The sequence below is a fragment of the Ruegeria sp. CH11 genome (assembly GCF_056537105.1).
Genome location: NZ_JBQFQX010000015.1, coordinates 24,007 through 48,749, shown reverse-complemented (window position 1 = coordinate 48,749; position 24,743 = coordinate 24,007). Strand labels below are relative to the sequence as shown.

Below are 24,743 nucleotides of genomic sequence, written 5' to 3'. Positions count from 1 at the left end.
GTCAGCCGTGATAAGCCGCAACTGTTTTGAGTTGTGAAAAGCCGTAAAGGGCCTCGAACCCTTTTTCCCGGCCATGCCCGGATTTTCCGACCCCTCCAAATGGCAGCTCGACACCGCCACCAGCACCATAGTTGTTGATGAAAACCTGCCCGGAACGCAGCTGCTTGGCCAGGCGCATCTGGCGCGCGCCGTCGCTGGTCCAGATACTCGCGACCAGCCCATATTCGGTGCTATTGGCTATGGTTAGAGCCTGTTCTTCGGTTTCAAACGGGATCAGAACCTGCACCGGACCAAAGATCTCATCCCGCGCCAATGCATGATCCGATGGCACATCACAGAACAAAGTCGGTCGCACATAGGCCCCGTTAGGCGGCGCGTCTGATTTGATCTGCCCCTGCGCCGCAATGGTCAGGTCCTGACCCTGTGCAAGAAACCCGCTGACAATCTGTTTCTGCCTTTCGGATATAAGCGGGCCAACCCGCAGGTCCTGCAAGGCCGGACCAACGGTCAATTGTGTGTAGGCATCCGCCATGCGCGCTTTGACCTGCTCATAGACCCCGTGCTGCACAAGAATGCGCGACGAGGCAGAGCAGGTCTGGCCCGCATTCTGAATACCCGCGTTGACCAGAAAGGGCAGCGCCGCATCCAGATCGGCATCGTCAAACACAAGTTGCGGGGATTTTCCGCCCAACTCCAACGTGACGGGAACCACGTTGCGGCCCGCCGCTTGCTGTACCAGCGCACCGGTGGCCACGGATCCAGTGAAGGATATGTGATCGACACCGGGATGCGCGGACAACGCCGCCCCGGCCTCGGCGCCAAGACCCGGCACCACGTTCAACGCGCCTGCGGGCAAACCCGCCTCGATTGCCAAATTCGCAAAGGCCAGCGCCGTCAGGCAGGCCTCTTCCGCCGGTTTCAGAACGCAAGCGTTGCCCATGGCCAATGCTGCCCCGACCGAGCGCCCAATGATCTGCATCGGGTAGTTCCACGGAACGATATGGCCGGTCACCCCATGCGGCTCGCGCAGAGTGTAAACCGTGTACCCGTCCAGATAGGGGATGGTCTGGCCCATCACCTTGTCCGCGGCCCCGCCGTAGAATTCGCAATAGCGCGCCAGCGCCACCGCATCGGCGCGCGCCTGCGTCAGTGGTTTGCCCACGTCCAGCGCCTCAAGCTGCGCAAGATCGTCGACACGATCCAGAACCAGTTGGCCAAGGCGGGTCAGGATACGACCACGTTCAAATGCCGGAACTTGGCCCCAATCTCCGTCTCGCGCGTTTGCAGCCGCACGCACGGCCGCATCAATATCCGGCGCATCGCCTCGCGCGATCTGACACAGCTCAGACCCATCTGACGGGTTGATGAGCGTCAACGTCTGCCCGGACGCAGCCGAATGCCATCTGCCTGCCGTCAGCATCAGGCTTGGATCGAACCAAAGAGATTGAGACATGATTTCCTCCGAACTAAGGCTCTAATATGAGGGATTTCGCGGTATCTGGCCTGAGTACCGGCCATTGCGGCGCTGCTGCGATCAGATCGCGCGTATAAGGATGTTGCGGATTGTTGAACACCTGTTCGGTCTCACCGCGTTCAACGATTTTTCCAGCCTTCATCACCATGACCCGATCCGTAATCGTACGTACCACGCTCAGATCGTGGCTGATGAAAAGATAGGTCAAACCAAACGCGGCACACAGCTCTGCCAGAAGATCAAGGATCTGCGCTCGGACCGAAACATCGAGAGCCGAGACCGCCTCGTCAAAGATGACGAGCTCGGGCCGGATGATCAGGGCGCGGGCAATGGCGATGCGCTGGCGCTGTCCGCCCGAGAATTCATGGATGTATTTGCCCGCGTCATCCGGGCTCAAACCCACGGCGGTCAGCATTTCGGCTATGCGATCGTGCCGCTCAGTCCGCGTCGGAGGTGTGTCCAGTAGATGAAAGGGCTCAGTGATCAGTCGGTCGACCCGGTGGCGCGGATTGAAACTGCCGAACGGGTCTTGGAACACGACCTGCATCTTGCGTCGCACAGCCAAGTCGGGCCGATGGCCTGACAGGATCGGTTGACCGTCGAGCAGAATCTGACCGCCTTGGATGCTCTCCAACCCCAATATGGCCCTTGTTAGGGTCGATTTCCCACAGCCGGACTCGCCAACAAGACCCATTCGTTCGCCCCGGTTTACCTCGAAACTGACCTGATCGACCGCCCGGTGATGGTCCGGGCGCTCAAACAAACCGGTGCGCGGCAACCGATAGTCTCGAACGACATCCCGGACCTCGAGCAACGCCCGAGGCGGCGGTGGTTTCGGAAGCAAGACTTGATGCCCGGATGCCTCAAACAGCATCCGGGTATAGGGGTGCTGCATGTGGCGCAGCAGGTGTTGGGTTTGCCCGGCTTCGACCACCCGGCCGCGCCGCATCACGACGATTTCATCCGCCATCTCTGCGACGACCGCCAAGTCATGGGTGATCATCAAAAGACCCATTCCGTATTCAGTGACTAGGCCCCGCAGTAGCATGAGTATTTGCGCCTGCGTCGTGACGTCCAATGCTGTCGTCGGCTCGTCGGCGATCAACAATTTGGGCCGCAATGCGATTGCCATCGCAATCACCACGCGCTGACGCTGACCACCGGACAACTCGTGCGGATAGCGCGTCAGAGGAAACCGGTCCGGCGCCAGGCCAACACGGGTCAGAACCTCTTGCGCCTGATGGCGGGCTTGGGCGGGCGCCATCGCCTTGTGGATCAGGATGGTTTCGGCCACCTGATCGCCAATCGTTTGCACCGGGTTCAGGGCGGTCATCGGTTCCTGAAATACCATGCCCAGCGCCGCACCCCGAAGGGCACACATCTGCGGTTCCGTCCGCTCCAAAAGCTCTTGCCCGTCCAACCGGATCGATCCGCTGCACTCTGACCCATTGGGCAATAACTGCATGGCGGCCAGCGCAGTCATCGATTTACCCGACCCGCTCTCGCCTGTGACTGCTACGATCTGGCCGCGCGCAATGGACAGGCTGACCCGATCCAGTATTGGCTGGCCATGGATCGCCACCGAGAGGGTATCGATGTCCAGCAAGCTCATGCGCGAGCCACCCTGATCCGAGGGTCCAGCCAATCACGCAATCCGTCGCCCAGCAAGTTCAGGCCCAGCACCGTCACGATGATCGCCAGGCCCGGGATCAGAGCCAAATGCGGGGCAAAACTGACCATAGTCTGTGCATCCGCCAGCATTCGCCCCCAACTGGGTGTCGGCGGTTGCGCCCCCAGACCCACATAGCTCAGCCCCGCTTCGGCCAGAATACCCAGCGAGAACTGGATGGTGCCCTGCACAATCAGCAGATTGGCGACATTGGGCAGGATGTGTTCCGCTGAGATGCGCGCAGCCCCCTTGCCCGCGACACGGGCAGCGAGGATGAACTCACGCTCCCACAGGGACAGGGCGGCGCCCCGCGTGATACGAGCGAAGACCGGGATGTTGAAGATGCCGATGGCGATGATGGCGTTGACCGCACCAGCTCCGAATACGGCGGTGATCAGTATGGCGATCACCAGCGAGGGGAAGGCAAAGACCAGATCGTTGCCGCGCATGATCACTTCGTCCAGCCACGACCCTTTGCGCGCTGCGGCGGTCAGACCCAGTGGCACGCCCAGCGCCATGCCGATCCCGACGGCAACAAGCGCGACGGCGATGGATGTCCGCGCGCCAACCATAGTCATCGAAAACATATCGCGCCCGAAATGGTCGGTGCCGAACCAATTCAGCGCGTTGGGCGTTTGCAACTTGTCGGGAATGCTGAGAGCGGCGTGGTCATAGGGTGTCCAGACGAACGAGATCAGCGCCGCCAGCAGCACAAGGGACGACAACACAGCACCGAGGAACAGATTGCGCGTCATGTCCGATCCCTCAGCCTTGGGTCAACTGCCGCATAGGCCAGATCGACCAGAAAGTTGACCGTGATGACAGCAAAGACCAACAGCATCACCACCGACTCGACCACGATCAGATCGCGCGCGGAAATGGCCTGAAACACCAGCCGCCCAAGACCCGGAAGGTAAAACACCTGTTCGATAATGATCGACCCTGCCAGTAGGAAGGAAAATTGCAGCCCAATGATCGTTAGTACCGGGATCAGCGCATTGCGAACCCCGTGCCGCCACAGCGCCTGACGCGGGCTGAGCCCTTTGGCGCGGGCGGTGCGCATGAAATCCTCGCCCAGAATGTCCAGCAACGAAGACCGCATGACTCGCGCCAGAATCGCGGCTTGCGGCAGCGCCAGCGCAATCGCTGGCAGGGTCAACGACTTGAGCCCGGCCCAAAGCCCGCTGTCCCAGCCCGCAAACCCGCCCGCATTGAACCAACGCAGGTTGATGGCGAAGATCAGCACCAGCATCATGGCAAACCAGAAATTTGGCACCGCGATGCCCAGTTGCGTTGCCCCCATCACCGCCAGATCACCCGGTTTTCCGCGACGCGCGGCGGCATAGATCCCGGCGGGAAAGGCGATCAGCGTCGACAGGATCAACGCATAGAGCGCCAGCGGCAGCGAGACCCACAACCGGTCTGCGATCATCTGCGACACTGGCGTACGATAGGTATAAGAAGTCCCGAAATCCCCGCGCAGCATCCCTCCGACCCAGTTGGCGTATCGCTGAACCTTTGGAACATCGAGACCAAGTTCCGCCCGCAGCGCTGCCAGCGTGTCAGGCTGCGCGTTCACGCCCAGCATGAACGAAGCCGTGTCGCCCGGCGTGATCTCGATCACCGCAAAAATGACAACCGATGCCACAGCAAGACTGAGGATCAGCGACATCAGGCGTTTGAGAATGTAGCGCAGCATCGTCAACACGTTAGGGGCGCAGTTACGCCCGGTCCAGCACCTAACGGTATTTGCGCCGCTCGGCCTGAATCAAATTGTCCGCACAGCTTGAGATCTCTGCGAACCCTGCTGTGTCCGCCAGCCAGTTCTGGTTCGCCTCATCCCGCGCCAGGGTCGCGCGACGCAGGACCATCAATCGGGCACGAGGGCTGTTCAGAAATTGATCCTGCGGTATCACCGACTCAAGCGGGCTGTCATAGCGGATGGCCTCAAAGTACCCTCCTGACGCGGCCAGAAAAGCAAAAGCACAGGCCCGGGCCTGTGATGAGCACTGCGTGGTACACAGATCAGCAATAGGTTTCGCGGAAGGCGCTGACATCAGCCAGTCTTCGACCGCGCCACGCCAAGCGTTCTCGGGCGATATGTCCCCAAAACCCAACCCCAACGCCAGCGTGCCAGCCATGCCCAGCGCGTCGGACTGCGTCGCATCGACCGGCGCAGTTTGGATGTGGCGCAGCACCGCCATGCCGTCGCCACGATGCTCAGAAGGTCCAGATAAATAGGTCAGGTAAGGCAGCAGTTCCTGCATCACCGACTCGTCTGCCGAAAGTTCGTCGCGCAGTTCCTGACTGCCATAAAGTGCGACAATCCGAGTGGGGCGATCCGTCGCCTGATGCTCACCCAACTGGTTCAACCGGTCAATCAGTCCAAGGTCTGGCTCTGCCCCCTTGGCCTGCATCAGAGCCTGAGCCAACGGGTTCCCGGCCTGTGCTTCGACAAATAGCCATGACCGCCCGAATGTGCTGAGATCCTTGTATCGGAACAGATCATGCGCGTCTGCCCGGTCCAGCGATTGCCGGAACGGCGAGGGCCCGAGATCGGATGTTTCGATGCGGGCCAGCAACAGACGCGCATCGGAATCACCTTCGTTCGCAAGATCAGCCAGCAACTGCAGGCTTTCTGCGTCATCGCCCTGCAACCAAAGGTCGACGGCAGACTGCAAGCGCGAATTGGCCTGAACCGCCGGGGCACAGACACATCCGATTGCCATGGCCAAAGCCCCGATTAGCCTTTTTAGCATCCGTCCCCACTTTGTTGCGTCGATGCGCCGTGCCTATTCGCTCCAGCGGATCGCAGTCAAATCGATTGCAGCCGTCGGCGCGTTTTCCCACAGGCCCTCAACACCGGCCTTCGCCACGCCCAGCTTGGCCCACTGAAACAGATAGCCATTGACATAGTCGTTCGCGATCAGCCGCTGCGCCTCACCCAGCAATCTGGTGCGTTCTTCGGGATCCGTGGTCTCGTTCAGAGTATCCATCAAAGCCTGAAAGTCCGTGCTGTCATACTGAAAGTAATAGTCGGGGCGCGCGTAGATGCCGATATCCATCGGCTCGGTATGGCTGACGATCGTCAAGCCAAAATCCTTGCCCTTGAAGACCGATTCCAGCCACTGTGCCCATTCGACGTTGATAATCTCGGCCTTGATCCCGATCTCGGCCAACTGAGCGGCGACGATCTCGCCACCGCGCCTTGCATAGGATGGCGGCGGCAGATGCAGCGTCGTTTCGAACCCGTCGGGATAGCCCGCTTCGGCGAGCAAGGCCTTGGCTTTTTCGGGATCATAGGCGGCGACGCCGGTTAGATCGACATAGGCCGGATTGTGAGGTGCAAAATGGCTGCCGATCGGGGTTCCATAACCGAACATTGCCCCATCAATGATGGCCTGCCGGTCGATTGCATGAGCCAGCGCCTGCCGGACCAGAATGTCGTCGAACGGAGCCTGCTTGTTATTGGTCGACAGGATCGTTTCGCCTTCGGTCGAGCCAACCAGAATCTGAAATCGGGGATCTGCATCGAACTGAGGCAGATTCTCGGGTGCCGGGTAGTTGTCGAATGCGTCCAGGTCCTCGGCCATCATCGCGGCAAACGCCGCTGTGGGATCCGAGATGAATTTGAACGTTGCGGTCTCTAACGCGGGCTGATCGCCCCAATAATTGGGGTTGCGATTCAGGGTGATGCTGTCGCCCTGCACCCAGTTGCCAAAGGTGAATGCGCCTGTTCCCACCGGGTTGGTCTTGATGGTCTCGATGCTTTCGGGCGCAACGATGACCGCATCGCCCCAGGCCAGATTGAACAGAAAGTTCCCGTTGGGCTCTTTCAGGGTAATCTTCACCGTCAGCGGATCGACAACCTCGACGCTTTCGATCCCTGCAAACAGGGCCTTCTGCGCGTTTGCGCTGTCATCGGCCGTAGCGCGGTCCAGGCTGAACTTGACGTCTTCGGCATCCATCGTCGTGCCGTCGTGAAAGGTAACGCCGTCGTGCAGCTTGAAGGTATAAACTGTACCGTCGCCGGAAATCTCCCAACTTTCCGCGAGGGCTGGTACAATTGATCCATCGCCCTCAAAGCGGGTCAGACCTTCGAAGATATTGTTGTAGGTCACCGAATCGATGATCTGCGCAGCGGCGCTGGTCGGGTCGAGATGCGGCGGTTCAAGCTGAACGCCGATGGTAATGTCAGATTTCGCCAGTGCCTGAGACGCAACCAGGCTGACCCCAAGGGCCGCCGCAGTTACGAAGGGCCGAAACAGTTGCTGTGTCATTGAAATCTCTCCCCATTGGAAAACGTTCCACGCGTGGTTCAACGGTCGTACAGCTGACAATGTCCCTTTAAACCTCAGGTCAATCAAGGAAATGTTCGCGCAACCGGGGTTTCTATGTCCTGCCGCAATCTGTTATGCCGCACCGTAGCATAATTCCCGGAGGAGCGTGCCATGAGCGCCACCGCCCGCAAGACAGCCCCGAACGCCGAGGATATCCGCGCACGCAAAGGGGGCGAACCTCTGGTCAGCCTGACCGCCTATACGACACCGATGGCGCGACTGATGGATGCGCATTGCGACTTTGTTCTCGTCGGCGACAGCGTGGGCATGGTGTTGCACGGGCTGGAATCGACGCTGGGCGTGACGATGGAGATGATGATCCTGCACGGGCAGGCCGTTGCACGCGGGCTGTCCAGCGCGATGATGGTCATCGATATGCCCTTTGCCAGTTACGAGCACGAACCACCCGAGGCGTTTCGCAACGCCGCCCGTCTGATGGCGGAAACCGGGGCCGGTGCCGTCAAGCTGGAGGGTGGCGTCGAAATGGCCGAAACCATCCGCTTTTTAGTCACGCGCGGCATTCCGGTGATGGCGCATATCGGGCTGACGCCACAGTCGATCAATACGCTGGGCGGCTATAAGGTGCAGGGCCGCGACGAACAGGCCGAGGCGGTGCTGGCCGATGCCCGTGCCGTGGCCGATGCTGGCGCGTTTTCCGTCGTGTTAGAGAAGGTTCCGCAAAAGCTGGCCGACCGGATCACCGCCGATATTCCGATACCGACCATCGGTATTGGCGCTTCCGCCGGATGTGACGGGCAGATTCTGGTTGTCGACGACATGGTGGGCTTTTTCACGGCCTTCAAACCGAAATTCGTCAAACGCTATGCCGAGCTTGGGCCGCAGGCCGAGGCTGCGATCGCCGAATACGCAGCCGAGGTTCGCGCGCGCGCCTTTCCCGCAGACGAACACGTGTTTGCCGATCAGGCACCGGCCAAAGGGGCCAAATCATGACACCAAGGATATTGCGGCATTTGGCCGACCTGCGCGCGTTGACCTCGGATTGGCGCAGCAAAGGTGAAATCATCGGCGTCGTGCCAACAATGGGGGCCTTGCATCAGGGTCACCTGTCTTTGGTCGAGGCAGCGAAGGCTGATTGCGACCGCGTGATCGTGACGATCTTCGTGAACCCCAAACAATTCAACAACCCCGAGGATCTTGCCAAATACCCGCGAACCGAGGTTGAGGATGCCGAGAAGCTCGTCCCCTTCGATGTCGATGTGATTTACGTCCCCGAGCCGCAGGAGATTTATCCAGATGGGTTTGCCACCGGCGTTTCGGTCACCGGTTTGACCGATATGATGGAGGGCCTCGGTCGCCCGGGCCATTTCGACGGGGTCGCAACGGTGGTGACAAAACTGTTCCTGCAAACGCAGGCAGATCGGGCCTATTTCGGACAGAAAGACTATCAGCAGCTTATGGTCGTTCGCCGCATGGCGCGCGACCTTGATATCCCGATTGAGGTGATCGGCTGCGAAACGGTGCGCGAAGCCTCGGGTCTGGCCATGTCGTCGCGCAACCTGCGGCTTTCGCCCGAGGCGCTTGAGGTTGCCGCAAACTTGAACCGGACCATGCGGGATGTTGCGGAAAAGCTGGCCGCGGGCGGTGAGATCGCACCCTTGGCGACCGAAGCGCAGGCTGCGCTTTTGGATGCGGGCTTCAGCGAGGTCGGCTATATCGAATTGCGCTGTGCCGCGACACTCGACCCTCTGACCCATGCCACGCGACCGGCGCGCCTGTTTGCGGCAGCATTTGTGGACGGGATTCGCCTGATCGACAACATCCCGGTGCCGTCGGCCTGATTTCTGCACTGGAACGCCCGCGACTGTTTGCGCTAAACTCCCCCAAAATGTCATGGGGAGAGGGCAGGCATGACCTATATTCTGGCGATTGATCAGGGCACAACGTCGTCACGCGCTATTTTGTTTGACGCAGGAATGCAGCGCGTCGGGACCGCGCAACGCGAATTCCCGCAGCATTTCCCGAGTGAGGGTTGGGTCGAACACGACCCAGAGGATATCTGGGACAGCGTCCTGACCGTTTGCCGCGAAGTCATGCAGTCGACAGGAACAACCGCCGACCAGATCGCGGGCATCGGCATCACCAATCAGCGCGAAACCACCGTTATCTGGGACCGGACCAGCGGCAAACCGATTCACAACGCGATTGTCTGGCAGGACCGCCGGACCGCCGACATCTGCGAAAAGCTGCGTGATGCCGGGTGCGAGGATGACGTGACCGCCCAGACCGGTCTGTTGCTGGACCCGTATTTCTCGGGCACCAAGGTCAAATGGCTGCTCGACACCGTCCCCGGCGCACGCGACCGGGCCAAGGCGGGTGAGTTGCTCTTTGGCACCATCGACACTTTCCTAATCTGGCGTCTGACCGAAGGGCGCGTGCACGCCACCGATGCCACAAACGCCGCACGTACCCTTCTGTTCGACATTCACAAAGGCGCGTGGAGCACTGATATCTGCGACCTGCTGGACGTGCCAATGGCAATGCTACCTGATGTCCAAGACTGTGCCGCTGATTTTGGGCATACCCCCCTGTTGGGCGGTCAGATACCGATTCTGGGCGTGGCTGGAGACCAGCAAGCTGCCACAATCGGCCAGGCCTGTTTCAGCCCCGGTATGTTGAAATCGACATATGGCACCGGGTGCTTTGCGCTGCTGAACACGGGGCACGAGCCGGTCGGGTCGCAGAACCGGCTGCTGACCACCATTGCCTACCAATTGGACGGGAAACGCAACTATGCGCTCGAGGGCTCGATTTTCATAGCCGGTGCAGCGGTCCAGTGGCTACGGGATGCCTTACAGATCATCGATGCGGCACCCGAAAGCGGCGAGCTTGCGGCAAAGGCGGATCCGAACCAACATGTCGTGCTTGTGCCCGCTTTCACGGGGCTGGGCGCGCCTTATTGGAAGCCCGATTGCCGTGGTGCGATCTTTGGCCTGAGCCGAAACTCGGGCCGCGCAGAAATCGCCCGCGCCACGCTGGAAAGCATCGCCTTTCAAACCCGCGACCTTTGGCATGCCATGCAGGGCGATTGGGGCGACGCGGCCGATGTCACACTGCGGGTCGATGGCGGTATGAGCGCCTCGGACTGGGCGATGCAGGGGTTGTCGGACCTTCTGGGCGCGCCGGTCGACCGCCCGGTCATGCAGGAAACCACCGCGCTGGGCGCGGCCTGGCTGGCCGGTATGCGGTCAGGGGTCTACCCGGACCAGCAGGGTTTTTCGGAAACCTGGGCCCTGGATCGTCGGTTTGAGCCCGTGATGTCCGGCGAAAAGCGCGATGCGGCCTATGCGCGCTGGCAGCGCGCGGTCTCGGCGGCGATGGCATTCTGACCCACCTGGGCTCAGCTGTGATCCTTCATCAGACGCTGCTTTTGGCGTGACCAGTCGCGCTTGGCCTGTGCCTCGCGCTTGTCATGGGTCCTTTTGCCCTTGGCGATTCCGATTTTGATCTTGGCCATGCCCTTGTGGTTGAAATACAGAACCAGCGGCACCAGCGTCATGCCTTTGCGCTGGGTCGCGTTCCACAGGTTCGACAGCTCTTTGCGCGACACCAGCAGCTTGCGGCGGCGGCGTTCCTCGTGCTTGAAGACCTTGGCCTGCTCGTAGGGCGCAATGTAGCTGTTGATCAGCCACAACTCTCCATCATCGACCGACGCATAGCTTTCGGCAATGTTCGATCCGCCCGCGCGCAGGGATTTGACTTCGGACCCTTGCAGCATGATGCCACATTCCAGATCGTCCTCGATCGCGTAGTCAAACCGCGCGCGCCGGTTTTCGGCGATCACTTTGTAGTTCGGGTCTGTCTTTTGCTTGGCCATGACGCGTTGATTTAGGCGGCTTGTGCGGGCCTTGCAAGCCCCCAGCGTTCAACCTGTCAGGACTTGGCCGAGATGATCAGATCAGGGCCGAATATCGTATCCGCATGGTTGTGCAGGTATATCTTCAGCCACGGGGTAAAACGATCCGGGTGCCGTTTCACTTCGGCCAGAAGATCATGGTAGTCGATCCAGCGGATATCCATAACTTCGTCCGGATTAGGCTCGATTTTCAGCGGTTTGCGCACATGGGCCAGAAAGACGTCGACGACCTCGTTCTCGACCAGACCGTTGCCCACATCGGCGTGGTATTCCAGCCGGTGCCGGTATTCGGGATACAGGCCCGTGATGCCCAATTCTTCTTTCAGCCGCCGTACGGCACAGGCTGATGCGCTTTCGGCCCAGTCAGGATGGGTACAGCAGGTATTCGCCCAGAGGCCCGGCGTGTGATATTTGCCCAGCGCGCGGCGCTGCAACAGAATCTCGGTGCCGCGCACCACAAAGACCGACACAGCCTTGTGCTTGAGCCCCTTTTCGTGCGCCTCCAGCTTGTCAACAGGGGCCAGTTCCCCGTTCACCCATGCCGGAATCATGATTCCCATCTGTCTTCTCCTGCTGCCGAACCCAAATGCGGCGATATCCATGACCTGGCTCTGGCCCGATCGGCTTGGCGGTGTGGCTAAAAGTTTGCGGCCTCCCAACCGCTGTCCCCAAATTGGCGCTGATCGGTCCGCCAATCAAGCGCACGAAAGGCCGCAGGGTCTGCGGCCTTTTTGCAGGAATGACCCGGGAGGGATTGTCAGAGGTTATTCACCAGAAACGCTGACGATATAGGCGTAAACGTCCTCGGCCCCCTTCTTCAGCTTGAAGGTCATCTTGGATTTGGCCGAGGTTTGACCCAGATAGTCTTTCAGGAATGCTTTGGGGTCCTGTGCGTAGGCCACAAAGGTCTCTTCATCCCAGACCAGACCGTTTTCACCCGCTTCGACGATGCTGTCACCGTATTTGAAATCTTCAATCGTACCAGCGGTGCGCCCGGCGATTCCATAAAGGTTCGGTCCGGTCTTGCCGCCCTTGACGATCACTTCACCTGCTGGATCGGCGATCATATGGCAGGACTTGCACTTGTTGAACGCTTTCTTACCGGCGTCGGCGTCACCTTCGGCAACGGCAGGAACGGCCAGCAGACTAACAATAGCGGTGGCGAGGATGCGGTTCATAACTGTAGCTCCGATACGAATTGGCTGCCCCGAATGGACCTTCGGCGCAAAAAAGAGTCAACGCGCAGATTGCCGCGCGAGGTCACTGTGCCACTGCGACATAAAGGCTGTCCTTAACTTAAGTCATGTGGATCATTTGTCATGCCCGTCGGCCCAGCATGGCAGCAAATCACCCTTGGCCGGGGTCGCCAGATACACCGCGCGCGCAATCGCGCGGCTCAGGCAAAGCGAAGCAGCGTGGCCAATCTGCGCCAATGCGCCCGGATCTGCCGCCAGAGGCCGGGCACCTGTGCTGACGCCAAACACCAGATCGCCATCTCCCGGCGTATGGGCCGGCACAATGGCACGGGCAATGCCGTCATGCGCAGCAACGGCAAGGCGCTGACATTGCGCCTTGGTCAGGTCTGCATCCGTCGCCACAATGGCGATTGTCGTGTTGGTCTTGTCAGGCGTCGTCGGGCGCATTGCCCGGGCCTTGAGGCTTTCGGAGATCGCGCCCAGCCCCGAGGCCGGATCTGGCCCCAACCCGCCAAATTCAGAGTCTAACTCGAAAGAAGCCGCCCAGAAATGCCTGTCACCGGGTGTTGTCACACTGCCCAGCGGGTTCGCGGCGACCAGCGCTCCAACAGTGACGCCGTTCTTCAGACGCAGCGACGCGGATCCCAGCCCGCCCTTATGCATCGCCGCCAGCGCTCCGGTTCCCGCCCCGGACGTTCCCAGTTCGAAGGTTTCGTCTGCGGCCAAGAACGCGGCCCGGCCCAGGGCGCGATATGGATTTTCGGACCAGCTTTTGTCACCGCCGTTCAACAAATCGAACAGTATGGCACCCGGCACGATCGGCACGGTGACGGGGCCCACCGCAAAGCCGCGCCCTTGTGCGAGCAGAGCATCGGCAACCCCCGAGCAGGCATCGAGCCCAAAGGCCGATCCCCCCGACAATGCAATCGCGTCGACACGCGCGACCGATTTGTCCGGGGCCAATAGGTCGGTTTCCCGCGTCCCCGGCGCGCCGCCCATGACATGAACAGAGGCGGTAAACGGGTCTTTGGAGGTCAACACAGTCGTGCCGGATTTCAGCAGCTCGTCTTGGGCATTTCCGACCAGAAGGCCGGGGACATCGGTGATCAGATTTCGGGGTCCGGGGGTCATGTTCGTCTCGGATGGTGCTGCCAGAAAGCGTGTAGACGCGCCGCCTCCGACAGGGAAATTTCTGGCCGTATGAAGAGCTGATCAGATACAGCGGCCACCGTCGACCTCCAATGCTGCGCCGGTGATCATGCTGGCCTCGTCCGAGCACAGGAAACAGGCGGCATTGCCCATGTCGTCGGGGGTCGAAAAGCGGCCAAGCGGGATGGTCGCGAGAAACTTGGCGCGCATTTCGGGCGTGTCTTCGCCCATGAAGGATTTCAGCAACGGGGTTTCGCCCGCCACCGGGCAGATTGCGTTTACCCGCACCCCGGACGGGGCGAGTTCGACGGCCATCGTCTTGGTTGCTGTGATCATCCAACCCTTGGAGGCGTTGTACCAGTTCAGGTTCGGGCGCGGTGACAGCCCGGCGGTCGAGGCCACGTTCAGAATGGCACCGGTTCCGCGTGCCTTCATCATGGGCACCAATGTCCGAGCGGTCAGGTAGACCGATTTCACGTTTACATTGAAAACTCGGTCGAAATCGTCCTCGCTGACCTCTTCCAGTGGCGCAGGCAGATGGGTGATGCCGGCATTGTTGACCAAAATGTCCAGATGGCCAAAGCGGTCCTGCATGATGTCGGCCATCGCTTGCACCGAGGTTGCATCCGCCACGTCCACCAATTGCGCAATTGCGTTCGGGCCAAGCTGGTTGGCCAGAACTTCGGCCGCGTCACCGTTGATATCGGCGATCATCACCCGCGCACCCTCGGACAGGAACTTCTGCACGATCCCGGCGCCAAAGCCTGACGCGCCGCCGGTCACGATCGCGGTTTTTCCCTCTAACCTCATGGTCTTGCTCTCCCTTGTCGGGTCAGACTACCAAGGCACGGCGAAACTGCCAGATCAATCTTCCGCGACCTTGCCGCGCAGCGCCTTTACGTCCGAGCGCGCCTTTTTCGCGGCCAGACGGCGCTTGACCGAACCATAGGTGGGTTTGGTGGCGATGCGCCGTTTCGGCTTGACCAGCGCGCGGGTGATCAACTCAGCCAATCTGGCGCGGGCGATGTCACGATTACGGGCCTGGCTGCGGGTTTCCTCGCATTGAATGATGATTGCGCCGTCCTTGGTCCAGCGCCGCCCCGCCAGCCGTTTCAGCCGTGCCTTCACCGGATCGGGCAGCGAGGGCGAGCGCGCAGCCTCGAACCGCAACTCGACCGCGGTCGAGACCTTGTTGACGTTCTGCCCGCCGGGTCCCGAAGAGCGTACAAAGCTCTCGGTCAATTCCCAATCTTGCAGGGCGATATCGTCAGTGATGCGCAACATGGGTCGGACCTTACAAGGCGGGCGCGAAAACAAAAAGGGCCGCCCCGGCGGGACGGCCCTTCGAAAGCACAGGAGGTCGGGTCGGTTAGATCAATCGACCAGCCGGAGCGCACGCTCCGCCAAGGGCTGCCCTAGCAGGCGATCCCCCCGGTTGTTCCGACACCTCTCTCCAATCTCTTTCTCGACACTGGATCACCTCCTTTTCTATCTGTTGCGGTTAACAATGAGCCTGACACAAGATGCGCCATTCTCAAAGCGTTTTTTTACGCGGGCTGCGCGGTCATACGTGCGACGATCACCTTGAAGGGGATCAGAGCGATCATCGCCAACGACAGTTTGACCAACCAATCAGCAAAGGCCAGCGTCACCCACAAGGGCGCCATCGGACCGGTCAGCATGAACGGCACAGGCTCCCACGCCCAGTTGATCGCGGCGTCTGCGGTGGCTCCGAAGATCGTGATCGACGCGGAAAAGGCGATGGTAAAGAACACCACGGTATCAAGCGCCGAGCCAACCAGCGTCGAGGCCAAAGGCGCACGCCACCAGCGTCCGCCGCGCATGGCATTGAATACGGTGACGTCGGAAAGCTGCGCCAAAAGGAAGGCCACACCGGATGCCACAGCAACCCGCAGCGGCACGGCAGCATAGGTGAAACCATCACCTTGAAGCATGATCTGGCTGCCGATCAGCGAACAGATGACGCCCACCAGGAAGCCTGCAAATACGACCTTGCGGGCCGGACCGACGCCATAAACGCGGTTGGTGATATCGGTGACCAGATAGGCCAGCGGATAGGTAAAGGCACCCCAGGTCAACAGACCGTCGAGGATCAGGAACTGGACCAGAATGTTCGAGGCCACGACAATGGTGGCCATGGCAATGATGCCGGGAATAAAGCTGCGTTGCATTTTCAGATGCCCGTTTTGACAAGGTAGCGGCGACTTGGCCAAGGGCTCATCCCAAGGCAGGCCGCGCTTCTAGCGGGTCGAAACGCGTTTGGCAAGTCATTCGGGCAACAGATATTCGACCAGTTCGGTGCGTTGCAGCGCCAGAAAATTGTCGTCCGAGATCATGGTGGCCCGCAGCCGTCCCTGCCTGTCGCGCCAGACAGACACCCCTTCGAGGTTATCATGGGTGCCGGTCCCGGTTTCTAACAGGGTTTCTTCGGCGCTGGCACCATGGCTGCCCACTCGCCAGCGGCGCAGCCGTGTCTGAAATCCGAACATGGTGACGTGACGCTCCAGCACATAGAGCCGTCCATCCGGTCCGAAATCGGCGGCCACGGGCAGGAACTTGCCGCGTGGCGGCAGGACAAAGGGCGTGGACCAGACTTTGCCGTCCCAGCGATAGACGGGAATGTCACCTTTGGTGGTCCGGCTTTTCTCGGTCATGGTATAAAGTCGCCCGCGATCGTCTATCGCCAATGCTTCGAACGACCCGTTCCGATCCAGCGCACGAAAGGCCTTGGGTCGCGGCAGCACCCACGCAGGCACGCCCGGCGAGGGGTAATGTGCGACCCGATGAACCCCTTCGAACGACAGGAAAAAGCTGCCGTCCGATGCGACCGCAATTCCTTCGGCGTCCCCCGCACGGCCCGACAATTTGCGGCCCCGGCTGGACAGCAGCGGTGACCGGCTCAGAAGTTGAATGCCGGTGATCCGGTCTCCGTTCCGCTCAATCCGCGCGGTCACCAGATGTGAACGGTCACTTAGCGCGATCATCTGCTGGCCCTGCCCCGAGATATGGACCGCCGAAAACCCGCCGAACCAATCAGCGCTTTCGCGCCAGACATAGCTGTCCAGCAACGTGGCGGTTTTGACCTCGACAGCACCAACCGGACCAGCCAGCACCGTCGCTGCAATCAGTTGGATTGCAACACGGCGGCGCATTGTTGGGGCAGATCGGCAAGGCGGTATTCACGCCGTTTCTTTGGGGCCGGAGCGTTCGGGTCCGGCGGCGGCGGGTTCAGGATGTTGCGCACCCATTGCTGCGCCTCCGCACATCCGTCGCCTTTGGGCGGCGGGTCTTGATTGACGCATCCCCGCGATCCACGCGGGCAACTCAGCCGCACATGGAAATGATAATGGTGCCCCCACCAGGGTCTGATCTTGCGCAGATAGGCCCGGTTGCCCTTTTCATCATTGCACATCTGCACCTTGGCTCCGGGGAACACGAAAATCCGCGCGACGCGTTTGTCCTTGGCGGCTTCGCGCAGGACGGCATGGTGTTGTTTCGTCCAGTTGCCATTCACATAAGCCCCGTTTGCGCGGCGCAGCGAGATCGACGAGATATTTTCGCGCGCCTTGCGGCTGAGACGCATGTTATCGCCCGGCAGCATCCAGATATCGATGTCGAGACCCAGTTGGTGAGAACGGTGCCCGGATGTCATCGGCCCGCCGCGCGGCTGGCTGATATCCCCGACATAGAGACCGTTCCACCCCGGCTGCTTGGCAGCAAACCGGCTGAGGTCCTGCACATAGTCTATCGCTTGCGGGTGTCCCCAGTTGCGATTGCGCGACAGGCGCATGGCCTGCCAGGTGGGGCCGGTCTCGGGCAGCTGCACCGACCCGGCCGCACATCCGCGCGAATAACTGCCGAAGGCTGCTGCTTTTTGCTGCGAACTGACCTTCTGCGACCCGAATAATTGCTTGGCCAACGGCTGCGCCCCAGCTGTGCCTGCCCATGACAACGCGGCGCATATCGCCAAAAAACGTAATAAAATCATCTGCTCTGATCCCCTTCCGGTTTCACCCAGCGCATCAGGAATAATCCCAGAATAAACAACAGAATGATCGGTGACACCCCTAAACGCGCACTCCCGGTGACGGATGTTGCAATGCCGATCAGCAGCGGCGCGGCAAACGCTGTTGCGCGACCGGACAGACCGTAAAGCCCAAAGCTCTCGACCGGTGTTTTGGGATCCGTATGGCGCACCATCATCGAACGGCTGGCCGATTGCAGAATGCCGCCCATGCCACCGATCAGGACGCCACATCCAAAGAAAACCAGATCCGGCAGGCCGGACCCTTCGGGCAGCGAGATGCCGAAAACCTGCGTCCGATCCATCGAAACCACAGTGAGGCAGACGAAAATCAAAACCCAGATTGCGATCAAAATCACCGGTTTAGGGCCGAATTTACGATCCGCCTTGCCGCCGATCCATGCAAAAACGGCCGAGGCCAGAACGCTGACAATCCCGAATACTCCGATCTTGACCAGATCCCACTCGAGCACCAGCGCCGCATAGACCCCACCAAAACTGTAGAGCCCGTTCAATGCGTCACGATAGAACATCGAAGACCCTAGGTAACTGGCCAGACTCAATCGGTGGCGCAAGGCAGAGATGGAATGGCCCAACAGGCTCAAAGCCTCTCCAAAGCTGCCCTTTTTGCTGGTCGATGAGTCGTCCCGGACCCACAGGAAATACGGGACCATGAACAGAAGGAACCATCCCGCCGTGAAAGGTCCGACAAAGCGGGTGCCTTCGCGGGTCGTCGCATCCAGCCCGAACACAGGGTCCATTCCGATCAGCGTTCTGCCGTTTGGCTGCTCGACAAACAGCGTCAGCATGATCGCCAATGAAATCAGACCGCCGAAATAGCCAAAGGCAAAGCCTGATCCCGAAATCTCTCCGACCTCATTGTCGTCACCCAGATCAGGCAGCTGAGAGTTGATGAAGATCAACGCATATTCCGCGCCCACAAAGCCGAGCCCAAAGGCCGACAGCATCAGCCACATATTCGATCCGTCCTGCATCGTGTACCACAGCGCGGCCGAACCCACCGCATACATCACCGAAAAGGCAAAAATCCACGGGATGCGGCGGCCCGATACATCTGCCATCGCCCCCAGCAACGGTGCCCCAAACGCGATGATCAACCCGGTGATGGTCAGGCAGTTGGCCCAGACCGTCTGCGCCTGAGCGGCGGCTGTTTCAGCGTCCAATCCTGCATTTGCATAGAATTGCGCGGCGACCCCGGCGAAGTATGGCCCGAACACAAACGTCACCAGCAGTGTGTGGAACGGCTGGCTGGCCCAGTCGAAAAACCACCAGCCCCAAATGCGCTTGCGCTTGGATATTTCTGCCATGACTGCCCCTGTTTATCGTTGCCTTCATAAGACGGGCCTTTGCCGCAATTCGCAAGCGTTCAGTTGGCGCGGACTTGCTCTTTGCCGTAAGGGCGCTTAGGTCTCAGGCAATTGACGAACGGAGTGCCCATGCTGTCGCTGATCCAAATTCTTCTGCTGATCCTGGACATTGTCTGGTTCATCATTCTGGCCCATGTGATCATGAGCTGGCTGATCAACTTTCAGGTCCTCAACCTGCACCAGCAACTGGTGGCGCAGATCTGGTACGGGCTAAATCGCATATTAGAGCCAATCTACGGACCGATCCGCCGAGTTCTGCCCAATATGGGCGGGCTGGACCTGACGCCGCTGGTGGTGCTGGTCGCGGTCTACGCATTGCGGATCATCCTGATCAACAACGCGGTCTATTTCGTCTAAGACCTTGTTCACCGAATCTTAGTATGTGATTGTCCTGTTTTAAGAGCAGATAAATCTTAAAACAGGGCCAGCCCGCATATGTTCGACTCCGCGCCGTTGCTGCGAGATGTCTTTGGATTCGACGCCTTCCGCCCCGGGCAGGAAGAGATCGTTGATGCCGTGACCGCAGGCGAGAACGTGCTGGCGATCATGCCAACGGGTGGCGGTAAATCCTTGTGTTTCCAACTGCCTGCGCTGTTGCGCGATGGGGTCACGGTGGTCATCTCTCCGCTGATTGCCCTGATGCGCGATCAGGTGCGCGGACTGCAAGAGGCGGGCGTCGAAGCCGGGGCTCTGACGTCAGGCAACACGCCCGAGGAAACAGATGCGGTCTGGGACGCCTTGGAACAGGGTCGGCTGAAACTGCTCTATATGGCGCCCGAACGGCTGGCGGCTGGGTCTGCTCTTGGGATGCTGCGCCGGATCAATGTCAGCCTGATCGCTGTGGATGAGGCCCATTGCGTCAGCCAATGGGGTCACGATTTCCGCCCCGACTATTTGCGGATTGGCGAGCTGCGGCGCGCGCTGAACGTGCCTCTGGCCGCGTTTACCGCCACCGCGGATGCGGAAACGCAGGATGAAATCGTTGAGAAACTGTTCGATGGCAACGCCCCGCGCAAGTTTCTGCGCGGCTTCGACCGGCCCAATATTCATCTGGCTTTTGCTGCCAAGGACGGGCCGCGCAAGCAGATCCTCGACTTTGCCGCCGCCCGCAAAGGTCAGTCCGGCATCGTCTATTGTGGAACGCGCAACAAGACCGAAGTGCTGGCGCAGGCCCTGCGCACCGAGGGTCACACCGCCTGCCACTATCACGGCGGGATGGAGGCTGAGGATCGCCGCATCGTCGAAACGCGCTTTGCCCGCGAAGACGGGCTGATCGTGGTCGCCACCGTTGCCTTTGGCATGGGGATCGATAAGCCCGATATCCGTTGGGTCGCGCATGCGGACCTGCCCAAATCGATCGAGGCCTATTACCAGGAGATCGGCCGCGCCGGCCGCGATGGTGGCCCCGCCGAAACCCTGACATTGTTCGGCCCCGACGACATTCGCCTACGCCGGTCGCAAATCGACGAAGGGTTGGCCCCGCCGGAACGCCGCATCGCTGATCACGCACGGTTGAACGCGCTGCTTGGGTTGGCCGAAGCGCTGAAATGCCGCCGTCAGAACCTGCTGGGATATTTTGGCGAACAGATCGAGGCCTGCCGCAAATGCGATCTGTGCGACAACCCACCCGAAATCTTTGACGGCACCACGCCTGTCCGCATGGCCCTGTCTGCGATCCTGCGGACCGAAGAGTGGTTTGGCGCAGGTCATCTGATCGACATCCTGTTGGGCAATGAGACCGACAAGGTTCGCACCCGCCGTCATGACGCTCTGTCCACCTGGGGCATCGGCAAGGACTGGTCGCGCCCGCAATGGCAGGCGATTTTCCGGCAGATGATGGGTCACGATCTGGTGCGTCCCGACCCGGACCGCCACGGGGCATTGCGCATGACCGAAGCTGCAAAGCCGATCCTGAAGGGTGAGGCACAGATCGACCTGCGCAAGGACACGATCCGCAAGGCCACCCGCAGACCTCCGGTCAAGGCCATGGTGTCCGAGGAGGACGCGCCGCTGCTTTCGGCGCTCAAGGCCAAGCGTCGTGCGTTGGCGGAATCCGCGCGGGTTCCGGCCTATGTGATCTTCCCCGACCGCACGCTGATCGAAATGGCTGAAACCCGCCCTGCAACGCTGGACGACATGGCCCGGATCGGCGGTGTTGGTGCAAAGAAACTGGAACGCTATGGCGCTACGTTTCTGGAAGTGATCGCGGGCGAGGTTCAAGCTGTTCACCCGGCGCGCCGCAAGCTTGCGGGCCGCGATCAGGGTGAGATTTACGACCGTCTGCTTGAGGTTCAGTCTCAGCTGTCGCGCGGCCCGAACGGGATCGACAAACCGCTGAGCTGCTCTGCCTCGCAACTGGCGAAAATCGCGCAGTTGCGACCTGACGACCCGCGTGGGATCGAAAAGCTGCTGGACGATCGCCGTCACGAAAGGTTCGGCGCGGCCTTTCTGGACGTGCTGCGTCAGGCGGGCTAGATACGGCCCATCAGGCAAGGAACGAGGGCGGATATGCTGGTAGTGATTTCCCCGGCCAAGCGGCTGGATTGGGCTGAACGAAATGTCGAAGTGACCCAACCCGATTTTCAGGACGACGCCATCCGCCTGTCGAAAACCGCGCGCAACCTGACGCTGGGCGACCTGAAAAAACTCATGGATCTCAGCGATGACCTGGCCCGTCTGAACCGCGACAGATACCGCGTGTTCTCGGACGCGCCCGAGGCTGGTGCCACGCGGCCTGCTGCGCTGGCGTTTGCAGGTGACACCTATCAGGGGCTCGAGGCCGCATCGCTGGACGCCGAGGAAATGGCTTGGGCGCAGGATCACCTGCGCATATTGTCCGGACTCTACGGCATTCTGCGCCCGCTGGATGCCATTCAGGCCTATCGGCTTGAGATGGGCAGCAAACTGAAAACCCGTCGCGGGAGGAACCTGTACGACTATTGGCGCGATCAGCTCAGCAAGGCGCTGAATGCGCAAGCGCAGGAGATTGGCAGCGAAATACTGGTCAATTGCGCCAGCCAGGAATATTTCGGCGCCGTTGCCCCGAAGGCGCTGCGGTTGAAGGTGGTCACCCCGGTGTTCATGGAAGACAAGGCAGGCGCACCCAAAGTTGTCAGTTTCTTTGCCAAAAAGGCGCGCGGGGCGATGGCGCGGTATATCATCCAACACCGTCTGACCGACCCCAATGCCCTGCTGGATTTCGACAGCGGCGGCTATGAATACCGCCCCGACCTTTCTGAAAAGGGCAAACCGGTCTTCGTGCGCCCCTACCAAGCCTGACCCGGTATCTCAGCACCAAGCGAAAAGCGCGGGCGGTCCAATCGTGCCCGCGCCCGAGACGTTAGTGCAACCTGTTTTGAACGCGACTTCGCCTAGTCGTCCGAAGGTGCGTCGGCAACCACAGCGGCGGCATCCCGGGGCTGATGGTCCCGGATCATCTGGTGGATCAGCGTCTTGTGCAGCGGCTTGGTCAAATAGTGATCCAGACCGGCGGCCAGAATACCCTGATCATCCCCTGCCATGGCGTGCGCAGTCAGGGCGACGATGGGAACACTCCGGCCCGTGCCGAGCTCGAGCCGTCGAATTTCTCCGGTCGCCTGTTTGCCGTCCATTTTCGGCATCGAGATATCCATGAAAATCAAATCTGGTTCGAATTCGGAATAGGCCGAGACCGCCTCGATCCCGTTGCTCGCAAACCGGAGGTCAATATTCAGGTCCTTGGTCATCTTCCTGAGGATCAGCTGGTTGGTTCGGTTGTCCTCGGCTGCCAAAACGCGCATTTGCCTATGGGCCACGTCAACAGGCTTTTCCGCGCCCAAATCCGCCGAGGGTTCCGGGCGTTGCGTCACACCAAGGTCCAGCAACCGCGCGTAAAGCTCGGATCTGGGAATTGGTTTCTGCAACACCCAGTCAATCAGATCATGGGCCGGGTCTGCGTGCAGCAGGCCGGGGTTGGCCGACATGACAACAATTGACAGATCGCCCCAGCCCCTCTCTCGCAAGGTTTTGGCCAGTTCCAGCCCGTCCATGTCCGGCAGATCCTGATCGCATAGCACAAGATCAATGCTTTGGTTGATCTCATCAAGCGCTGCCCGGCCGGACTCGCAAACCGTCACCTGTGAACCCAGCCGTCGTAATTGCTTGGTCAGGATCGCGCGGTTCACTTCCAGATCCTCGACCACCACCACGTTGCGCAGCCGGTCGGTCAGGTTTGGCGGCACAGGCTGTGGACCCTCGGCAGTTGGAAGCGTGATGCGGAAGCCAAAACAGGACCCGGTCCCAGGCTCGCTTTCCACCCAAACAGTACCGTCCATCATTGTGATCAGTCGTTTGGTGATCGCCAGCCCAAGCCCGGTGCCCTCGAATTGGCGGTTGCGTTCATCCTCGACCTGATTGAACTCGCCAAAAATATGCGAAATCTTATCTGCGTCGATCCCGATACCGCTATCTTCGATGGCGACATGGATGTCGCAGCTTTGCCTGTCGGAGTTGGGAACACCCGTAACGCGGATCAGCACGTGACCATCCGAGGTGAATTTGACCGCATTGCCCACCAGGTTGGTCAGAATCTGACGCACCCTGCCGGGGTCGCCGACAAACAGGGTCGGCAGGAACAGGTCGTAGTCCACCAGCAGAGTCAGCCCCTTGTCGCGGACGCTGGGTTGCAACAGCATGGCAACTTCAAGAATGCAGCGCTCCAGATCGAACTGTTCAGGGTGCAGCGCCAGCTTGTCGGCCTCGATCTTGGAATAGTCCAGAACGTCGTTGATAATGACCAACAGCGCCTCGCCCGAGTTGCGGATCGTGTTGACATAAAGTCGTTGTTCATCGTCCAGCGGCGTTTCCGTCAGCAGTTCGGTCATGCCGACGATCCCGTTCATCGGAGTGCGTATTTCATGGCTCATATTCGCCAGAAAAGCGGATTTGGCGCGATTGGCTGCCTCGGCCCGTTCACGCGCGGCGCGCAGCTCGGCCTCGTGCCGAACCGAAGATGTGATGTTCAGCGCCAGGCTGACCACATCACCGTCGGGCCCGCGCTGATCGATCAGACGGATGTACTGACCATTCCACAGCTGTATGACGACCGGGTCCGGATTCGGGCGATCCCATCGCAGCCGCATCCTGTTCTGCCAATCGGCACAGGAGTCGTCTCCGATATCGACGATCCCTTCTGCGGTCAGGATTTCCAGAATGCGGTGGTAGGAAATGCCGGGCGCGACCTCGTCCAACCCCTCAAACACGCTGAGATACGCAGCGTTGGCGCTGATCAGGTTGCTGTCGCCATCAAAAAAGGCGAACCCGTCCTGAATGGTCTGGATCGAATGCCACAGGCGGCGTTCGGCAACCTCGATCTTGGCGTTGGCGACGGTCAGGTCGGATTTGACCTTTTCGTTCTCGCCACGCACGGTTTCCACTTCGGCCTGCGTCTCTCCGATCTGGCGGGTCAGCGCAATGGCGTGGCGACCGAGTTTCTGGTTCGCTGCCGACAACTCGGCCTGTTTCAACTGCAACAGCCGTTCGGCGGCAAGGCGCGCGCGCCGCTCCTGGGCTAGTTTTTCTGCAATGCTCATCAATCACGGGTCCCAGAACAAACTGGACCCAGCATCCC

General features: G+C 60.2%; 23 protein-coding genes. 6 read left to right on the top strand and 17 right to left on the bottom strand.

All coding sequences use genetic code 11. The annotated features are described in order from the left end of the window. Position 1: 1 nt before the first annotated feature. From ACR0LX_RS18455 to ACR0LX_RS18430, 6 genes are read right to left on the bottom strand one after another with little or no spacing between them, the layout of a single operon-like run. A complete protein-coding gene (locus tag ACR0LX_RS18455) occupies positions 2–1,453 on the bottom strand; it encodes an aldehyde dehydrogenase family protein (protein WP_480784978.1) in 1,452 nt (483 codons plus the stop codon). Between the two features lie 13 nt (positions 1,454–1,466). Continuing rightward, on the bottom strand, positions 1,467–3,086 hold the full coding sequence (locus ACR0LX_RS18450; RefSeq protein WP_480785019.1) for an ABC transporter ATP-binding protein: 1,620 nt from the start codon (positions 3,084–3,086) through the stop codon (positions 1,467–1,469). Next, complete coding sequence (locus ACR0LX_RS18445) at positions 3,083–3,898, bottom strand: ABC transporter permease (RefSeq protein ID WP_480784977.1); 816 nt, start codon at positions 3,896–3,898, stop codon at positions 3,083–3,085. The genes ACR0LX_RS18450 and ACR0LX_RS18445 overlap by 4 nt, the downstream gene beginning before the upstream one ends. After that, on the bottom strand, positions 3,895–4,842 hold the full coding sequence (locus tag ACR0LX_RS18440; protein ID WP_480784976.1) for an ABC transporter permease: 948 nt from the start codon (positions 4,840–4,842) through the stop codon (positions 3,895–3,897). The genes ACR0LX_RS18445 and ACR0LX_RS18440 overlap by 4 nt, the downstream gene beginning before the upstream one ends. Positions 4,843–4,882: 40 nt before the next feature. Then, complete coding sequence (locus tag ACR0LX_RS18435) at positions 4,883–5,902, bottom strand: hypothetical protein (protein WP_480784975.1); 1,020 nt, start codon at positions 5,900–5,902, stop codon at positions 4,883–4,885. Positions 5,903–5,935: 33 nt separating this feature from the next. Next, entirely contained in the window at positions 5,936–7,423 is a 1,488-nt protein-coding gene (locus ACR0LX_RS18430) for an ABC transporter substrate-binding protein (RefSeq protein ID WP_480784974.1), read from the bottom strand. Between the two features lie 171 nt (positions 7,424–7,594). Here ACR0LX_RS18430 and panB point away from each other — a divergent pair, with 171 nt between their 5' ends. The 3 genes from panB to glpK all read left to right on the top strand — a co-directional run bounded on the left by panB (position 7,595) and on the right by glpK (position 10,830). Continuing rightward, the gene (panB, locus tag ACR0LX_RS18425) at positions 7,595–8,434 is read left to right on the top strand and encodes a 3-methyl-2-oxobutanoate hydroxymethyltransferase (protein WP_480784973.1); all 840 of its coding nucleotides are present in this window, start codon (positions 7,595–7,597) and stop codon (positions 8,432–8,434) included. Then, the gene (gene panC / locus ACR0LX_RS18420; protein ID WP_480784972.1) at positions 8,431–9,282 is read left to right on the top strand and encodes a pantoate--beta-alanine ligase; all 852 of its coding nucleotides are present in this window, start codon (positions 8,431–8,433) and stop codon (positions 9,280–9,282) included. Before panB ends, panC begins: the two co-directional genes overlap by 4 nt. A 69-nt stretch (positions 9,283–9,351) precedes the next feature. Continuing rightward, entirely contained in the window at positions 9,352–10,830 is a 1,479-nt protein-coding gene (glpK, locus tag ACR0LX_RS18415; RefSeq protein ID WP_480784971.1) for a glycerol kinase GlpK, read from the top strand. A gap of 11 nt (positions 10,831–10,841) precedes the next feature. On the opposite strand, the gene smpB is transcribed toward glpK, so the two are convergent. From smpB to ACR0LX_RS18365, 10 genes are all read right to left on the bottom strand, one after another. Then, positions 10,842–11,318, bottom strand: coding sequence for an SsrA-binding protein SmpB (smpB, locus tag ACR0LX_RS18410; RefSeq protein WP_480784970.1), 477 nt, complete (start codon positions 11,316–11,318; stop codon positions 10,842–10,844). A gap of 56 nt (positions 11,319–11,374) precedes the next feature. Then, positions 11,375–11,917 (bottom strand): isopentenyl-diphosphate Delta-isomerase, encoded by a 543-nt coding sequence (gene idi, locus ACR0LX_RS18405; protein ID WP_480578165.1) that lies wholly within the window; start codon positions 11,915–11,917, stop codon positions 11,375–11,377. A 204-nt stretch (positions 11,918–12,121) separates the two neighbouring features. Then, the gene (locus tag ACR0LX_RS18400) at positions 12,122–12,535 is read right to left on the bottom strand and encodes a c-type cytochrome (protein WP_480784969.1); all 414 of its coding nucleotides are present in this window, start codon (positions 12,533–12,535) and stop codon (positions 12,122–12,124) included. A gap of 132 nt (positions 12,536–12,667) precedes the next feature. After that, on the bottom strand, positions 12,668–13,684 hold the full coding sequence (locus ACR0LX_RS18395; RefSeq protein WP_480784968.1) for a P1 family peptidase: 1,017 nt from the start codon (positions 13,682–13,684) through the stop codon (positions 12,668–12,670). Positions 13,685–13,765: 81 nt separating this feature from the next. Next, complete coding sequence (locus ACR0LX_RS18390) at positions 13,766–14,512, bottom strand: SDR family oxidoreductase (protein ID WP_480784967.1); 747 nt, start codon at positions 14,510–14,512, stop codon at positions 13,766–13,768. Between the two features lie 54 nt (positions 14,513–14,566). Next, a complete protein-coding gene (arfB, locus tag ACR0LX_RS18385; protein WP_480784966.1) occupies positions 14,567–14,986 on the bottom strand; it encodes an alternative ribosome rescue aminoacyl-tRNA hydrolase ArfB in 420 nt (139 codons plus the stop codon). A gap of 263 nt (positions 14,987–15,249) precedes the next feature. Then, entirely contained in the window at positions 15,250–15,894 is a 645-nt protein-coding gene (locus ACR0LX_RS18380) for a queuosine precursor transporter (RefSeq protein ID WP_480784965.1), read from the bottom strand. A gap of 96 nt (positions 15,895–15,990) precedes the next feature. Continuing rightward, a complete protein-coding gene (locus tag ACR0LX_RS18375; RefSeq protein ID WP_480784964.1) occupies positions 15,991–16,875 on the bottom strand; it encodes an esterase-like activity of phytase family protein in 885 nt (294 codons plus the stop codon). Next, positions 16,848–17,711 (bottom strand): penicillin-insensitive murein endopeptidase, encoded by an 864-nt coding sequence (mepA, locus tag ACR0LX_RS18370; RefSeq protein WP_480578185.1) that lies wholly within the window; start codon positions 17,709–17,711, stop codon positions 16,848–16,850. Before mepA ends, ACR0LX_RS18375 begins: the two co-directional genes overlap by 28 nt. After that, the gene (locus ACR0LX_RS18365) at positions 17,708–19,075 is read right to left on the bottom strand and encodes an MFS transporter (protein ID WP_480784963.1); all 1,368 of its coding nucleotides are present in this window, start codon (positions 19,073–19,075) and stop codon (positions 17,708–17,710) included. The genes mepA and ACR0LX_RS18365 overlap by 4 nt, the downstream gene beginning before the upstream one ends. Positions 19,076–19,204: 129 nt before the next feature. On the opposite strand from ACR0LX_RS18365, the gene ACR0LX_RS18360 reads away from it, so the two are divergent. From ACR0LX_RS18360 to yaaA, 3 genes are all read left to right on the top strand, one after another. Beyond that, complete coding sequence (locus tag ACR0LX_RS18360; RefSeq protein WP_239343434.1) at positions 19,205–19,492, top strand: YggT family protein; 288 nt, start codon at positions 19,205–19,207, stop codon at positions 19,490–19,492. Positions 19,493–19,570: 78 nt separating this feature from the next. Beyond that, positions 19,571–21,610 carry a DNA helicase RecQ gene (recQ, locus tag ACR0LX_RS18355; protein ID WP_480784962.1) on the top strand — a complete coding sequence of 680 codons (2,040 nt, stop codon included), beginning with the start codon at positions 19,571–19,573 and terminating at the stop codon, positions 21,608–21,610. A 33-nt stretch (positions 21,611–21,643) separates the two neighbouring features. Beyond that, the gene (gene yaaA, locus ACR0LX_RS18350) at positions 21,644–22,414 is read left to right on the top strand and encodes a peroxide stress protein YaaA (RefSeq protein ID WP_480784961.1); all 771 of its coding nucleotides are present in this window, start codon (positions 21,644–21,646) and stop codon (positions 22,412–22,414) included. Between the two features lie 92 nt (positions 22,415–22,506). Here the strand turns inward: yaaA and ACR0LX_RS18345 are convergent, their stop codons facing one another. Next, entirely contained in the window at positions 22,507–24,705 is a 2,199-nt protein-coding gene (locus ACR0LX_RS18345; protein ID WP_480784960.1) for a response regulator, read from the bottom strand. Positions 24,706–24,743 lie beyond the last annotated feature (38 nt).

What these genes read in the sequence shown, in the direction of transcription:
- glpK (WP_480784971.1), top strand. Translation starts at nt 9,352, where the DNA reads ATGACCTATATTCTGGCGATTGATCAGGGCACAACGTCGTCACGCGCT.
- yaaA (WP_480784961.1), top strand. Translation starts at nt 21,644, where the DNA reads ATGCTGGTAGTGATTTCCCCGGCCAAGCGGCTGGATTGGGCTGAACGA.
- ACR0LX_RS18430 (WP_480784974.1), bottom strand. Translation starts at nt 7,423, where the DNA reads ATGACACAGCAACTGTTTCGGCCCTTCGTAACTGCGGCGGCCCTTGGG.
- ACR0LX_RS18395 (WP_480784968.1), bottom strand. Translation starts at nt 13,684, where the DNA reads ATGACCCCCGGACCCCGAAATCTGATCACCGATGTCCCCGGCCTTCTG.
- recQ (WP_480784962.1), top strand. Translation starts at nt 19,571, where the DNA reads ATGTTCGACTCCGCGCCGTTGCTGCGAGATGTCTTTGGATTCGACGCC.
- ACR0LX_RS18380 (WP_480784965.1), bottom strand. Translation starts at nt 15,894, where the DNA reads ATGCAACGCAGCTTTATTCCCGGCATCATTGCCATGGCCACCATTGTC.
- ACR0LX_RS18450 (WP_480785019.1), bottom strand. Translation starts at nt 3,086, where the DNA reads ATGAGCTTGCTGGACATCGATACCCTCTCGGTGGCGATCCATGGCCAG.
- ACR0LX_RS18445 (WP_480784977.1), bottom strand. Translation starts at nt 3,898, where the DNA reads ATGACGCGCAATCTGTTCCTCGGTGCTGTGTTGTCGTCCCTTGTGCTG.
- ACR0LX_RS18400 (WP_480784969.1), bottom strand. Translation starts at nt 12,535, where the DNA reads ATGAACCGCATCCTCGCCACCGCTATTGTTAGTCTGCTGGCCGTTCCT.
- ACR0LX_RS18455 (WP_480784978.1), bottom strand. Translation starts at nt 1,453, where the DNA reads ATGTCTCAATCTCTTTGGTTCGATCCAAGCCTGATGCTGACGGCAGGC.
- ACR0LX_RS18375 (WP_480784964.1), bottom strand. Translation starts at nt 16,875, where the DNA reads ATGCGCCGCCGTGTTGCAATCCAACTGATTGCAGCGACGGTGCTGGCT.
- ACR0LX_RS18440 (WP_480784976.1), bottom strand. Translation starts at nt 4,842, where the DNA reads ATGCTGCGCTACATTCTCAAACGCCTGATGTCGCTGATCCTCAGTCTT.
- mepA (WP_480578185.1), bottom strand. Translation starts at nt 17,711, where the DNA reads ATGATTTTATTACGTTTTTTGGCGATATGCGCCGCGTTGTCATGGGCA.
- idi (WP_480578165.1), bottom strand. Translation starts at nt 11,917, where the DNA reads ATGGGAATCATGATTCCGGCATGGGTGAACGGGGAACTGGCCCCTGTT.
- panB (WP_480784973.1), top strand. Translation starts at nt 7,595, where the DNA reads ATGAGCGCCACCGCCCGCAAGACAGCCCCGAACGCCGAGGATATCCGC.
- smpB (WP_480784970.1), bottom strand. Translation starts at nt 11,318, where the DNA reads ATGGCCAAGCAAAAGACAGACCCGAACTACAAAGTGATCGCCGAAAAC.
- ACR0LX_RS18345 (WP_480784960.1), bottom strand. Translation starts at nt 24,705, where the DNA reads ATGAGCATTGCAGAAAAACTAGCCCAGGAGCGGCGCGCGCGCCTTGCC.
- ACR0LX_RS18360 (WP_239343434.1), top strand. Translation starts at nt 19,205, where the DNA reads ATGCTGTCGCTGATCCAAATTCTTCTGCTGATCCTGGACATTGTCTGG.
- ACR0LX_RS18435 (WP_480784975.1), bottom strand. Translation starts at nt 5,902, where the DNA reads ATGCTAAAAAGGCTAATCGGGGCTTTGGCCATGGCAATCGGATGTGTC.
- ACR0LX_RS18365 (WP_480784963.1), bottom strand. Translation starts at nt 19,075, where the DNA reads ATGGCAGAAATATCCAAGCGCAAGCGCATTTGGGGCTGGTGGTTTTTC.
- panC (WP_480784972.1), top strand. Translation starts at nt 8,431, where the DNA reads ATGACACCAAGGATATTGCGGCATTTGGCCGACCTGCGCGCGTTGACC.
- ACR0LX_RS18390 (WP_480784967.1), bottom strand. Translation starts at nt 14,512, where the DNA reads ATGAGGTTAGAGGGAAAAACCGCGATCGTGACCGGCGGCGCGTCAGGC.
- arfB (WP_480784966.1), bottom strand. Translation starts at nt 14,986, where the DNA reads ATGTTGCGCATCACTGACGATATCGCCCTGCAAGATTGGGAATTGACC.